The sequence below is a fragment of the Cerasibacillus sp. JNUCC 74 genome, assembly GCF_053667775.1.
In genome coordinates this window covers 3,741,258-3,755,421 of sequence record NZ_CM132207.1, presented here as the reverse complement: position 1 = coordinate 3,755,421, position 14,164 = coordinate 3,741,258, and the positions used below count along the sequence as shown (strand labels likewise).

At 36.7% G+C, this 14,164-nt stretch carries 10 protein-coding genes; all 10 read left to right on the top strand.

Translation table 11 applies throughout. The features are described from left to right. Nucleotides 1-24: 24 nt before the first annotated feature. A complete protein-coding gene (locus JNUCC74_RS16705; RefSeq protein WP_454066168.1) occupies nt 25-1,164 on the top strand; it encodes an acyl-CoA dehydrogenase in 1,140 nt (379 codons plus the stop codon). 41 nt (nt 1,165-1,205) lie between these two features. Then, nucleotides 1,206-1,832, top strand: coding sequence for a TetR/AcrR family transcriptional regulator (locus tag JNUCC74_RS16700; protein WP_077318538.1), 627 nt, complete (start codon nt 1,206-1,208; stop codon nt 1,830-1,832). A gap of 1,219 nt (nt 1,833-3,051) precedes the next feature. Continuing rightward, a complete protein-coding gene (gene rpoE, locus JNUCC74_RS16695) occupies nt 3,052-3,576 on the top strand; it encodes a DNA-directed RNA polymerase subunit delta (protein ID WP_454066167.1) in 525 nt (174 codons plus the stop codon). A gap of 416 nt (nt 3,577-3,992) precedes the next feature. Continuing rightward, complete coding sequence (locus JNUCC74_RS16690) at nt 3,993-5,603, top strand: CTP synthase (RefSeq protein WP_077318536.1); 1,611 nt, start codon at nt 3,993-3,995, stop codon at nt 5,601-5,603. A 702-nt stretch (nt 5,604-6,305) separates the two neighbouring features. After that, a complete protein-coding gene (locus JNUCC74_RS16685; RefSeq protein WP_077318535.1) occupies nt 6,306-6,665 on the top strand; it encodes a response regulator in 360 nt (119 codons plus the stop codon). 101 nt (nt 6,666-6,766) lie between these two features. Beyond that, nucleotides 6,767-7,624 (top strand): class II fructose-bisphosphate aldolase, encoded by an 858-nt coding sequence (locus JNUCC74_RS16680; RefSeq protein ID WP_454066166.1) that lies wholly within the window; start codon nt 6,767-6,769, stop codon nt 7,622-7,624. Between the two features lie 35 nt (nt 7,625-7,659). Further along, nucleotides 7,660-8,301: a fructose-6-phosphate aldolase gene (gene fsa / locus JNUCC74_RS16675; RefSeq protein WP_454066165.1), complete on the top strand. Its 642-nt coding sequence runs from the start codon at nt 7,660-7,662 to the stop codon at nt 8,299-8,301. Nucleotides 8,302-8,428: 127 nt separating this feature from the next. Continuing rightward, the gene (locus tag JNUCC74_RS16670; protein WP_077318532.1) at nt 8,429-9,715 is read left to right on the top strand and encodes a UDP-N-acetylglucosamine 1-carboxyvinyltransferase; all 1,287 of its coding nucleotides are present in this window, start codon (nt 8,429-8,431) and stop codon (nt 9,713-9,715) included. 695 nt (nt 9,716-10,410) lie between these two features. Beyond that, the gene (gene glpX, locus JNUCC74_RS16665) at nt 10,411-11,376 is read left to right on the top strand and encodes a class II fructose-bisphosphatase (protein ID WP_454066164.1); all 966 of its coding nucleotides are present in this window, start codon (nt 10,411-10,413) and stop codon (nt 11,374-11,376) included. A 1,413-nt stretch (nt 11,377-12,789) separates the two neighbouring features. Further along, the gene (rho, locus tag JNUCC74_RS16660; RefSeq protein ID WP_454066163.1) at nt 12,790-14,073 is read left to right on the top strand and encodes a transcription termination factor Rho; all 1,284 of its coding nucleotides are present in this window, start codon (nt 12,790-12,792) and stop codon (nt 14,071-14,073) included. Nucleotides 14,074-14,164: the final 91 nt, after the last annotated feature.

Below are 14,164 nucleotides of genomic sequence, written 5' to 3'. Positions count from 1 at the left end.
AAACATGAAGGAGGACAAGTGAGAATGAACTTTCAACTAACTGATGAACAAGAAATGTTGCGAAAGATGGTGCGGAATTTTGCGGAAAATGAAGTAGAACCGTCAGCTGCTGAACGTGATGAACTAGAACGATTTGATAGGGAAATATTTGATAAAATGGCAGGATTGGGGTTAACAGGTATTCCATGGCCAGAAACATATGGCGGCATTGGTGCAGATTATATGAGTTATGTTATTGCCGTAGAAGAATTATCAAGAGTCTGTGCATCTACCGGGGTTACTTTATCGGCTCATGTATCTTTGGCTAGCTGGCCGATTTATAAATATGGGAATGAAGAGCAGAAAAAAACGTTTTTGTATCGTCTGGCCAGTGGTGAAGCGTTAGGCGCTTATGCGTTATCGGAGCCTGGAGCAGGAAGTGATGTTGTTTCCATGTCAATGACCGCAAAGGAAGAAGGCAACCATTATGTATTAAATGGTAATAAAGTATGGATTACCAATGGTGGAGTTGCTGATCTAAATATTGTATTTGCTAAAACAGATGCCGATAAAGGACATAAAGGCATTACGGCTTTTATCGTAGAGAAGGGTACAGAAGGTTTTACTTTCGGTAAAAAAGAGAAAAAGCTAGGCATTCGTTCTTCACCAACAACTGAACTTATTTTCGAGAATTGCCGTATACCAAAAGAGAACCGGTTAGGAGCAGAAGGAGAAGGCTTTAAAATTGCGATGACTACGTTGGATGGCGGTCGAAATGGAATTGCAGCACAAGCGGTTGGGATTGCTCAAGGAGCATTGGACGCAGCAACTGCCTACGCAAAAGAAAGGGAACAATTTGGGAAACCAATTGCAATGAATCAAGGGATTTCCTTTAAGCTAGCAGATATGGCAACAGAGGTAGAAGCAGCCCGATTATTAACTTATCAAGCAGCCTGGTTAGAGTCGCAAGGATTACCTTATGGTAAAGCATCGGCCATGTCAAAATTATTTGCAGGAGATGCAGCAATGCGGACTACTGTAGAAGCCGTCCAAATTTTCGGTGGCTATGGCTATACAAAAGATTATCCAGTTGAACGTTATATGCGAGATGCGAAAATTACTCAAATATATGAAGGAACAAATGAAATTCAACGTCTAGTTATTGGTAGGATGCTTACGAAATAGGTCAAGGAAAGTATTAAAGTTGAAAATAAGGAGGTAATGGAATGCAGAAGGATTCAATTCTTTCTTCCATAAAAGATCAATCCTTAATTGAAAAGCGTCGGAATCAAATTATAAAAGGAGCCATTACCTTATTTAAAGATAAAGGGTTTCATCGGACTACAACTAGGGAAATTGCTAAAGCAGCCGGTTTTAGTATTGGAACATTATATGAATATATACGAACAAAAGAAGATGTTTTATTTCTTGTTTGTGATTCCATTTATCTTCAAGTTCGTAAGCGATTGGAAGCGCAAATAGATTTGAATAATTCTTCCGCAGAGCATTTCATGAATGTAATTCGGTCATACTTTTATTTAATGGATGAAATGCAAGAAGAAGTGCTAATCATGTATCAAGAAGTGAAATCATTAAAAAATGAGAGTAAAGAATATGTGTTAAAAAAAGAATGGGATATGCTAGCTATATTAGAGCGATTAATAGTGGCTTCTTTTCCGGATTCATTGTCCCCTCGAAAACGTAAACTTTTAGCTAATAACATATTTATTATTGGACAAATGTGGGCATTTAGAAGATGGATGCTGCAAAAGCAATTCACACTTGAGGAATATACAGATTACCAAATCCATTATTTAATGAATTCCATTAAGGGATATAAAGAGAGTGTTTAAAGAAAAGTATAAAGAACCAAGACAACAAAAAAAGTATTAATGAACGTATGGAATAACCTTTTAAAACGGGTTATTCCTACACAGAGATAATGAAGGGGAATTTTTGATATGTCTTTTGGAGCCTTGTATGAGTATAGGTTCATACAAGGTTTTTTACATGTAAAACGCACTAGTTTTAAAATGAAATAGACTTGGTGTCATGAAAATTTTAGATTTGTATAGAACAATTAGGCTGGAATGCATGCATAAAAAGCTGTTAATAATGTAAAAAATTTAGCGGAGAAGTTAATATTGACTTCGGAATTTTTAAAGTACAACGAAGTAATAAAGGTTCCTTTCCTGTCAATCTTATTTTAGTCTAGGAAATGATTGATATGTTTTTGCATATGGATGTTTTTCTGAAAGTAGCCTCGTCGTCTAGTTTAAGCACTCAAGCTCAAGCAAACTTCGCTCTTCTCCCTACGATAAGTCTACATCGGCTCCTTTATCCCGAATGTAAGGAGCTGTATTTTTCTCATGTAAAAAATCTGCTTATTATTTTTTCAAACTTTATAAGAGAAACGGCTCCTAAATTCTCAATTTGTTTGGGGTGACAGATAAGAAAGATTATGGCAGCGACGCATCGCAAGCAGAAAAAGCGTTTTTCTTTTTCAAGAAGAAAAGCAATACTTGAATAAAGCTTCACTTTATCGCATAAGAAAAACGATAGCTTTTGCATAAAGGCTTGGCGACAAGCCAAGTTTTTCTAAAGTTACTGTGGTTTTATTTTTTTCTGCTTTATCTCTAGCATAAACCCTATAGAATTGTTTATAATGTATGGTATGGTTATTGGTATAAAGACATTAGATATATGTAAATTATTTCAGTATCTAATTGTTCTTAAGACTTTTACCTAAATGTTAGTTTAACAACAAAGCGTGAATACGATGGAGTTAGCAGTACATCAATAGTAGATTGATTTAACTGCTACTTCCATGTGCGAAAGAATTAGTTATAGATTGAAGTTTAACTTTTATCCTACATGTAACTTGTAGTAAGACCCCTACTTCCATGTAACAAGGTAAAACCTGGAAGATAAATGGAGGGCCCAACTGCAAGTTAAATGCCCGATTCTGTTCATTCCAATAATCGGTGTGGGATAAAAGCAAATCCCCACTGATTGAAGATTCACTTTATTAAAGTTAAGTAGCAAAGTTATTAATATAAGTAAAGGGAGTGCATGACCGTGAGCTTAAAAAAATATAGCCACGAAGAGATTCAAAAAATGTCAATGATTGAATTAGCTACTTTATTAATGTTAGAAGAAAAGAAAGCTATTCATTTTAAGGACATATTTGAACAGGCAGCAGATTTAAAAGGTTTTACTAAACAACAAAAACGGGATCTAATTGCTCAATTTTATACGGATTTAAATGTGGATGGCAGATTTTTGACAACAGGAGATAATATGTGGGGGCTGAAACGTTGGTATCCTGTTGAACAAATGGACGAAGTAGTCCACGTAACTCCAAAAAGGAAGAAAAAGGCGAGGCAAAAGCCAGAAGAGGAAATAGAGGAAGAACTGGATATTGTTGATGATGAAATTGAAATTTTTGATGAAGATTTCGTAGAAGAAGATTTTGAAGAAGATGAAGATTATGATGAAGCCTTCGATGAGGATTATGATGAGGACTATGACGAGAAAATAGAAGAAAATGAAGAATTGGTGGATGAAGATTACTTAGATGATAAGGAAAAAAAGTAAAGGAAGTATTTAATTTTTAGAGTAGATGGCAGTTCTTGGAGTCTTGACTTTTTTATTTGAGATCAGTACAATTTAACTTGGGCTCTTTCAATTAATTATCAAAGCGTTTCCCCAGCAGTTGGGGAGGCGCTTTTATTATTTTATTGTCACCTTGTGCATGATAAAGACAACAGATAACACGATTAAAATTCTTAGTGCATCCCAAAATATGAGAGAAAAAGTATTGTTAGCTTATGTTAATTAGACAGTTTAAGAATGATTAAAATCAAATCAATACTAACGGAAATTTACTTGGGATTCCTTATCTGGAAAATCATGTATGGTCTTATTTGTGACTAGTATGCAATTATTTATAAAGAGCTAAATTCCTAAAAAAACCTTTGATTTAATAAAAATATAGAGAAAGAGGGAGTAAGATGACTAAATATATTTTTGTTACTGGAGGCGTTGTATCTTCATTAGGGAAGGGAATTACAGCAGCTTCACTGGGACGATTACTAAAAAATCGCGGTTTAAAAGTTACGATCCAAAAATTTGATCCTTATATTAATGTCGATCCTGGAACAATGAGCCCTTACCAGCATGGGGAAGTTTATGTCACAGAGGATGGTGCAGAGACCGATTTAGACTTAGGCCATTATGAACGGTTTATTGATATTAACTTGAATAAATATAGCAATATTACAACAGGAAAGGTATATTCCAGCGTTATTCGTAAGGAGCGCCGTGGTGATTATTTAGGTGGAACAGTTCAAGTTATTCCACACATCACGAATGAAATAAAAGAACAGGTATTTCGCGCAGGGGAAGCAACAGAAGCAGATATTGTGATTACGGAAATCGGCGGTACGGTTGGTGATATCGAATCATTACCTTTTTTGGAAGCAATTCGTCAAATTAAGAAGGATGTTGGCAGAGATAGCGTCATGTATATTCACTGTACACTTGTTCCATATATTAAAGCAGCTGGTGAGATGAAAACCAAACCTACCCAACATAGTGTGAAGGAATTGCGCTCTCTTGGTATTCAACCTGATGTTATTGTTTTACGAACAGAACAGGCGATTAGTAAGGAAATGAAAGAAAAAATTGCTCTGTTTTGTGATATTAATGAAAAAGCAGTGATTGAGATGATAGATGCTGATACACTTTATCAGATACCAATTTCTTTGCAAGAACAGCAATTAGATCAACTCACATGCAATCACTTTGGTTTAAAGTGCCAAGAAGCGGATATGGGTGAGTGGAAGGAATTGCTTAATAGAGTACGGCATTTATCAAAGCAAGTTGATATTGCGCTTGTAGGAAAATATGTTGAATTACCTGATGCATATTTGTCTGTCGTAGAAGCATTAAAACATGCTGGATTTGTATTTGATTCGGATATTCATGTACATTGGATTAACTCAGAGCAGCTTGATGAACAAACGATTCATCAAGAGCTAGAAAATGTGGATGGTATTCTCGTTCCCGGTGGTTTCGGTGACCGAGGAATCGATGGTAAAATTATTGCCATTCAACATGCAAGAGAAAATAAGATCCCATTTTTAGGGATTTGTTTAGGGATGCAATTAGCTACGGTGGAATTTGCTCGTAATGTTGTAGGGCTTGAAAGTGCTCATTCAACAGAGATTGATCCAAATACACCACATCCGATTATTGATTTACTCCCGGATCAGAAGGACATTGCCAATCTTGGGGGAACTTTACGACTTGGCGCTTATCCATGTAAATTAAAAGATAATACCAAAACAAAAGCAGCCTATAATGGTGCAGATTGTATTGAAGAGCGACATCGTCATCGTTATGAGTTTAACAATGTTTACCGGGAGCAAATGATTCATCATGGATTCGTCTTTTCCGGTACAAGTCCTGATGGCCGTCTTGTTGAAACAATTGAAATTGCCGATCATCCGTGGTTTGTAGCATGTCAATTTCATCCGGAATTTACATCTAGACCGACTAGACCACAACCTTTATTTAAAGGGTTTATCGGTGCTGCCTTAGAGTATCAAAACGCTAAATAATAAAAAAATAAAGAAGGGGCTAGAACAAAAAAACAGCTGATTAAAAAACGAACCATAAATCGTACTAGTACTATAGTAAAGTATAAAATTTTAGGCTTTATCCCGCATGTAAGGTGCCGTAAGACTCCCACTTCAAAATCTTGGAGTTGATACAAAAGGGTCTAAGTAGGAGAAGACGGCACCTAAATGCCCGATTCGTTTAAGGGCCTTTAGGTCATACCCCCTGAGGTACTAACATTCAGTAGGAGATGGAAGAAAACTCCTACTGAATGAAGTTTCACTTTATCGTATAAGAAAAACGATGGCTTTCGCTAAAGACTTGCGACAAGCCAAGTTTTTTTAAACACAAACAAACCGAACAATTATAAATGAATTGTTCGGTTTGTGCTATTTAGTATCTGCTTATGTCTCAGCTCTTTTTCATTTACAGTCATTTACATGAGATTTTTACGTAGAAATTTAGTTCTGGATAAGAAAAACTTCTTTGTAGCGATACTTCGAGGTTAGCCCTTGATTTACTCTTTCGGAGAAAAAAGCCTTAGTGAAAAAAATTTAACTTATCTTTTTGAACATGAACTTAAGACTTCATTATTATTCACTCTTCTTTATTTGGCAAAACCCGTAGAAATTGCAGGATATCTAGCAATTGATAGCGAATATTAGTGTTGGGGGACAAATGCTTTAGAAAGGGGAAGTCTATAAATGGAAAAAGCAATCCTAGTTGTTGATGACCAACCGGGAATCTGTATGCTCCTGAAAGATATTCTTACTGAAGAGGGTTATTATGTGGAGACTGCCAATAATGGTAAAGAGTGTATAGATAAAATTAATTCTTTTACTTTTCATTTATTAATGATCGATTACCATTTGCCAATTTTTAACGGTATAGAAGTATTGCGGCAAATAAAGAAAACAAACCATTGCATTCCTACTATTATGATGAGCGGAATGTGTGAAGCTGTCCTTGCTGACAATATAGAATGTGCTAATATTGTAACGATTATAGGCAAACCGTTTAATATTAAGGAAGTATGTCGGGTTGTAAATTCGATTCTTGGTTAAAATAAAATAAAGTATTGTTGCGCCTTTGGACGGTTGTTGGTATTCTTATAGTGTAATTTATTTTGACATAGGTGTAATGTTCATCTAAGAGGAGGATATACATGCCATTAGTATCAATGAAAGAAATGTTAGAAAAGGGTAAAGAAAATGGTTATGCGGTAGGTCAGTTTAACTTAAATAACTTGGAATATGCGCAGGCAATTTTGCAGGCAGCAGAAGAAGAAAAGTCTCCAGTTATTTTAGGGGTTTCTGAAGGTGCCGCAAGATATATGGGTGGTTTCAATGTAGTAGTGGCAATGGTAAAGTCACTTATGGATTCATATAAAACAACTGTACCAGTAGCTATTCATTTAGATCACGGATCTAGCTTTGCAAAATGTGCAGAAGCTATTCATGCTGGCTTTACATCAGTAATGATTGATGCATCACATGATCCATTGGAAGAAAATATTGAGGTTACAAAAAAAGTTGTTGAATTAGCTCATCTACATGGCGTTTCTGTAGAAGCAGAATTAGGTACAGTTGGTGGGCAAGAAGATGATGTTATAGCAGACGGTGTTATTTATGCAGATCCTCAGGAATGTAAACAGCTAGTTGATGCAACTGGAATTGATTGCCTTGCACCAGCACTTGGATCTGTTCATGGACCGTATAAGGGAGAGCCTAATTTAGGGTTTAAGGAAATGGAAGAAATTCTTGATTTGGTAAAAATACCATTAGTTTTACATGGAGGAACTGGTATTCCTACAAAAGATATTCAACGCGCCATTTCCTTAGGTACAGCAAAAATTAATGTAAATACAGAAAACCAAATTGCACAAGCGAAAAAAGTTCGTGAAGTGTTGAACGAAAACCCTGATTTATACGATCCACGTAAATATCTAGGACCGGGTAGAGAAGCAATTAAAGAAACAGTTATTAGCAAAATGCGTGAATTTGGCTCATCCCAAAAAGCTTAAGATGTTTTTAAACAAAATGTGGAGGAGGGATACGAATGAAGTTTTTTATTGATACAGCAAATATTGATGAGATCCGTGAAGCTAATGCTTTAGGAGTACTGGATGGAGTAACAACCAATCCAAGTTTGGTAGCAAAAGAGAATGTTTCATTTCATGATCGTCTGCGTGAAATTACAGCAGAGGTTTCTGGGTCTGTTAGTGCCGAAGTAATCTCTGAAGATGCAGAAGGTATGATTCGTGAAGGAAAGGAATTAGCGGCTATTGCACCAAATATTACCGTTAAAGTTCCAATGACTTTAGAAGGCTTAAAAGCAGTAAAGACCTTTAGTGATTTAAATATTAAGACGAATGTTACACTTGTTTTTAATGCAAATCAGGCTTTACTTGCAGCTCGAGCAGGTGCTACCTATGTATCACCGTTTCTGGGGCGTTTAGATGATATCGGTCATAATGGAATGGATTTAATCCAAACAATTGCTACTATATTTGAAAAGCACGATATTAAAACAGAAATTATTGCTGCATCCATACGTCATCCTTTACATGTAATAGAAGCTGCTCTTCATGGTGCACATATTGCGACAATTCCGTTTAAGGTTTTAGAGCAACTTGTTAAGCACCCGTTAACCGACCAAGGAATTGAAAAATTCTTAGCAGATTGGAATAAACAAAATTAATTGCATAATAATGGAAAAACAGCGCAACCTAAGGAGCAAATGCAGTTGTATTCACTGCGATAAAGATTGCAAGTGGTGTGGACATACACTAGGATCCACATGATCCTTGCCTAAGTGGGGTTTTTATATGCAAAAAATGTTCGTTGAAGGTGGCCATCTACTAAATGGCAAAGTAAGAATCAGTGGAGCAAAAAATAGTGCAGTTGCATTGTTGCCAGCAGCGATATTAGCTGATTCTAGTGTGACAATTGAGGGACTTCCACAAATTTCTGACGTATTTACGCTTGGTGATTTATTGGAAGAGATAGGTGGATCGGTTTCCTGGGATGGACAAACCGTTAATATTGATCCTGCAAATATGGTGGCCATGCCACTTCCAAATGGAAAAGTAAAAAAGCTTAGGGCATCGTATTATTTTATGGGTGCGATGCTCGGTAAGTTCAATAAAGCGGTAATCGGTCTTCCTGGCGGCTGCTTTTTAGGACCACGTCCAATTGATCAGCATATAAAAGGGTTTGAAGCACTTGGTGCAGAAGTCACAAATGAGCAGGGCGCAATTTATCTTCGTGCTAAGGAGCTGACTGGCGCACGCATTTATTTAGATGTTGTAAGCGTAGGTGCAACAATTAATATTATGCTAGCAGCTGTCAAAGCTAAAGGAAAGACGATTATTGAAAATGCCGCTAAAGAACCGGAAATTATTGATGTAGCTACATTACTCTCCAATATGGGCGCAAAAATTAAAGGTGTGGGTACGGATGTTATTCGTATTGAAGGAGTTCCACATTTGAGCGGATGCCGTCATACGATTATACCGGATCGTATTGAGGCAGGGACATATGCAATTGCAGCTGCTGCTATGGGAAAAGAAGTTGTTATCGACAATGTAATTCCTACACATTTAGAGTCTTTATTAGCTAAGCTGCGTGAGATGGGGCTTCCTATCGAAGAAAGCAATGAGTCACTCTTAATTAGACCAAAAGGTTTATTGAAAAGTGTTGACATAAAAACATTGGTTTACCCCGGATTTCCTACCGATCTCCAACAGCCGTTTACGTCCTTGTTAACAAAGGCGGATAATACAGGTGTCGTAACAGATACGATATATTCTGCAAGATTGAAGCATATTGATGAGTTAAGAAGAATGAATGCTTCGATTAAAGTAGAAGGTGGGTCAGCTATTGTTACAGGTCCTGTAAAATTACAAGGAGCAAAAGTAAATGCAACAGATCTTCGTGCTGGAGCTTCGTTAATAATTGCCGGTCTAATGGCAGAAGGAATTACAGAAATTACGGGTCTCGATCATATCGATCGTGGCTATGAAAATATCACAGAGAAATTAACAAATCTTGGCGCTAAAATTTGGCGTGATGAAATGACTGAACAAGAAGTACAGGAGCTGCAGAACTCTTAAATTGTTGTTCAAGAAGAGGATGGACCTAAGGTGAATGTAGATTGGTAACGTCTCTTGAAAATGCGCGATGTATCGCTATCGACGCATTTCTTGTGGTTGTAAGCTGACACTGCACATCTTATGCGTTAAAACTGTAAGACGGAGGAGCTTCAAGTTGCAGAGTGTATGTATTTCAATACAGCGCCACAATAATGAAAACTTGACCAGCACCACATCATAGGTACAAGTGACCATCTAGTTATGTGTATACTCTTTCGCCGTCTTAACTTTTTTACACGAAAGTTTAATGCATCTGAAGCGATGAATTGGACGCATTATTTTATCTGGTCTTTTTTAATACTATAGGAAAGCATAAAACTTTAGGCTTTATCTCGCATGTAAGGTACCGTAAGTTTCCCACTTCAAGTCCTGAGTTCGTGCAAAGGGTCAAAGTGGGAGAAAACGGCCCCTAAATGCCCGATTGGTTCAAGGGCCTTTAGGTCATACCCTTGTGGTACTAACATTCCGTGTAAAAAGCATTCCACGGAATGAAGTTTCACTTTATCGTATAAGAAAAACGATAGATTTCGCCATAAAGAATTGGCGATAAACCAAGTTTTTCTAATAATCTCTTAAATAGATATAATACAACAACAGTAGCCTTTGTAAAATTTCTTCTTGGGATGAGGATATTTTACTAAAGGGAGAGATTTATTATGGAAAGAAGTTTAACGATGGAGTTAGTACGTGTCACAGAAGCAGCTGCATTAAAATCAGCACGCTGGATGGGTAGAGGAAAAAAAGAAGAAGCTGATGATGCAGCAACTACAGCCATGCGTGCTGTTTTTGATACAATACCAATGCAAGGAACGGTTGTTATTGGTGAAGGAGAAATGGACGAAGCACCTATGCTTTATATAGGTGAAAAATTGGGAACCGGTAATGGACCGGGAGTTGATGTAGCTGTTGACCCACTAGAAGGAACAAGTATTGTGGCAAATGGTTCTTGGAATGCCCTTTCTGTTATTGCTATAGCTGATAAAGGTACATTATTACACGCACCAGATATGTATATGAATAAAATTGCAGTTGGTCCAGAAGCAGTTGGTCAAATTGATATTAATGCTTCTACCTTTGAAAACTTGGAAGCTGTTGCTAAAGCTAAAAATAAGGCAATAGAGGATATAGTTGTGACTGTATTGGATAGACCTCGTCATCATAAGTTAATTGAAGAAATCCGCGAGGCCGGTGCTCGCATCAAGCTTATTTCAAATGGTGATGTAGCAGGAGCAATTAATACTGCCTTTGATGAAACAGGCGTTGATATTTTAATGGGAATTGGTGGTGCTCCAGAAGGTGTCATTGCAGCTGTTGCTCTAAAATGCCTTGGTGGCGAAATGCAAGGGAAACTTTTTCCAACCAATCAAGAGCAAACCGATCGTTGTTTGAAAATGGGTATAGATGATTTAAATAAAGTTTTGTACATGAAGGATTTTTGTAGTGGTGATGACGCGATTTTTGCTGCTACAGGTGTGACGGATGGTGAATTATTGAAGGGAGTCCAATTCAAAGGCAAGCAAGCAACAACGGAAACTGTCGTGATGCGAGCAAAAAGTGGCACAGTCCGTTTTATTGATGGTACGCATAGTTTACAGAAAAAGCCTAATCTTGTCATTAAGTAATGTATGAAACCATCAAAAAATGGTAACAAATAAATGATAAGTATACTTTCTCCATTATAGATAAAAGGAGAGGAAGCCAACAAACGGCTTCCTTTTCTATTAGTTTTACCTAAGGAAAAAACTTTCATATAAGCTGGTTATGGTAATAGTGTTGAGGTTTTACGGATAAGCATAACTAGCAATCGATTGCGTAAAAGGCTTAGCGTTAACCAAAAATTTAAAGCGGATAGTTGCAAGCTTCGTATATAGTGTTAAACTTATGATGAGAAAGAAATGTTTTCCTGTATTACTTCTTCTTAGGAGAAAAAGATAAATTCCTAGAAAAGTTACTGTAGTCTAGTGTAATGCATGTTCAAAAAGAGGTGAGACTAGACGTGAGGACGGCTTAAAGGCTTTTCAAAAATTGCGCTCTGGATTGCTGTCGCGGCTTTCCTTATTCTTTTGTAACGCCGACACTAGCAAGTCGTGGGCCTAGGTTCGAGGCATTGCAGTTTCGAGTAGTGTATAAAGTTAGAAACATGTGCTGCAAGACGAGAAGCAATAAACACGAATAGAACGCCTAGTTGCAACTATTTAGAATTTAAAGTGAAACTTTATTTCAGGAGTGTTGTTCTCCTTGAAAAACCGCGATGTGTTGCTGCCGTAGTCTTTCTTATCCTGTCAACTTAAACGAATAGAGGCCGTTTCGCTTGTAATGTTCAAGTTAATAAAAGCTGTTTGAAGCCAGAAAAATACGTTTCTTAACTGAGGATTTCACTACCTCATCTTCATCTTCAGTGTTAAATTTTATCCATTTAATGTTTGATGAAATTTGATGAGTCATTTATTATGGGCTTTTTGAACACCCTCTTAAAAAATTTTTTCCGTATGTGCTATACTAAAGTAATCGTAATCATAGAATTTCTTTTAATATTTATCATTATATTGTTGAATCTTAAGTGGTAAAAGGTTATTATGGTATATGTTTACGATATATGTGTGTAATTTGTTGAACTTCTAATCTAGCTTCTAAATCTTTCTTCTTTTCTGCAAGGACAGACCTTCCAACAAAGAAGTGAAAACTCTAATTTATAGAAAGCCGTTTATGCAAATGGCATAGTATAGAAAGGAACGTTTTTTATATCTGCAGATACTTACTATAATTTTCAAGAACGTACATGCGAATGATTAAGTGGAATAAGATCTAAGAGAAAATAATTTATACTCATGATCCGTGAACGTTTTTATCATAGTTTTCTAAAGATTATAAACAAGTAAGAGTTCCATACTCAAGTAATAATTATTAGAAAAGCAAGTTACTTAATGAGTGATTTTTTCAAATTCCCAGTATTCAAATCATTGGTTACCTGTATCCTAGATTTGCTTGAGCGAACTCTACAGTTAAAATATTTTAATAGGCGTGGTGATTATTAGATGGCAGGATTAACTATCTCCCATTTGGAGACGTTAACATTAAAGGAAATATACCAATTAGCTAGAGAATATAAAATTTCTTATTACGCAAAGTTAACGAAAAAAGAACTTATTTTTGCAATTTTAAAAGCACAGGCAGAAAAAGATGGTTATCTATTTATGGATGGGATTTTGGAAATAATTCCTTCCGAAGGTTTCGGATTTCTCCGTCCAATTAATTATTCACCGAGTGCAGAGGATATTTACATTTCAGCTTCACAAATTCGCCGTTTTGACTTACGTAATGGCGATAAAGTATCCGGGAAAGTACGTCCTCCAAAGGAAAATGAAAGATATTATGGTTTACTCCATGTGGATGCTGTTAATGGAGAGGACCCGGAAACAGCAAAAGAACGAGTTCATTTTCCTGCGTTAACTGCATTATATCCAAACCGACTAATGAAGCTGGAGACGGAAACAAATAATTTATCAACCCGAATTATTGATTTGATGACCCCAGTTGGTTATGGACAACGTGGATTGATTGTAGCACCCCCTAAAGCCGGGAAAACAACTTTATTAAAGGAGATTGCCAACAGCATCTCGCAAAACCATCCAAATGCGAAGCTCATTATTTTGCTAGTTGATGAACGTCCAGAGGAAGTCACTGATATTGAACGCTCGGTTCATCCGGATGTAGATGTAGTAAGTTCTACCTTTGATGAAGTTCCAGAAAGTCATATTAAAGTGTCTGAATTAGTATTAGAACGGGCAATGCGACTAGTAGAGCATAAACGAGATGTTATTGTGCTAATGGATAGCATTACCCGCCTAGCAAGGGCTTATAACCTTGTCATTCCTCCTAGTGGCCGCACATTATCTGGGGGAATTGATCCAGCTGCTTTTCACCGTCCAAAACGTTTTTTTGGAGCTGCACGTAATATTGAAGAAGGTGGCAGTTTTACCATTTTAGCTACTGCATTAATTGACACTGGATCCCGAATGGACGATGTTATTTATGAGGAATTTAAAGGGACCGGAAATATGGAATTGCATTTGGATCGCAATTTGGCACAGCGTCGTATTTTTCCGGCTATTGATATTCTGCGTTCCGGAACAAGGAAGGAAGAATTACTTGTCAATAAATCACACCTGGATAAGATGTGGGCAATTCGTAAAACAATGCAAGATTCCAACGACTTCTTAGAACGATTTTTAAGAAGATTAAAGAGTTCAAAAAATAATGAAGAGTTTTTTCAACTGATGGACGAAGAAATGAAACGGCGTGGAGTAAGACGAACTTAAGCGAAACTGGAATAAAATTCTTTATATAGTATCAGACTATTAATAGAGCATCATAGCTTTGACAGCTCAGATGGTAAAGTTAATATAACTA

Excerpts from the sequence above, each read along its gene's own strand:
- JNUCC74_RS16705 (WP_454066168.1), top strand. The coding sequence starts at position 25 with ATGAACTTTCAACTAACTGATGAACAAGAAATGTTGCGAAAGATGGTG.
- JNUCC74_RS16700 (WP_077318538.1), top strand. The coding sequence starts at position 1,206 with ATGCAGAAGGATTCAATTCTTTCTTCCATAAAAGATCAATCCTTAATT.
- rpoE (WP_454066167.1), top strand. The coding sequence starts at position 3,052 with ATGACCGTGAGCTTAAAAAAATATAGCCACGAAGAGATTCAAAAAATG.
- JNUCC74_RS16690 (WP_077318536.1), top strand. The coding sequence starts at position 3,993 with ATGACTAAATATATTTTTGTTACTGGAGGCGTTGTATCTTCATTAGGG.
- JNUCC74_RS16685 (WP_077318535.1), top strand. The coding sequence starts at position 6,306 with ATGGAAAAAGCAATCCTAGTTGTTGATGACCAACCGGGAATCTGTATG.
- JNUCC74_RS16680 (WP_454066166.1), top strand. The coding sequence starts at position 6,767 with ATGCCATTAGTATCAATGAAAGAAATGTTAGAAAAGGGTAAAGAAAAT.
- fsa (WP_454066165.1), top strand. The coding sequence starts at position 7,660 with ATGAAGTTTTTTATTGATACAGCAAATATTGATGAGATCCGTGAAGCT.
- JNUCC74_RS16670 (WP_077318532.1), top strand. The coding sequence starts at position 8,429 with ATGCAAAAAATGTTCGTTGAAGGTGGCCATCTACTAAATGGCAAAGTA.
- glpX (WP_454066164.1), top strand. The coding sequence starts at position 10,411 with ATGGAAAGAAGTTTAACGATGGAGTTAGTACGTGTCACAGAAGCAGCT.
- rho (WP_454066163.1), top strand. The coding sequence starts at position 12,790 with ATGGCAGGATTAACTATCTCCCATTTGGAGACGTTAACATTAAAGGAA.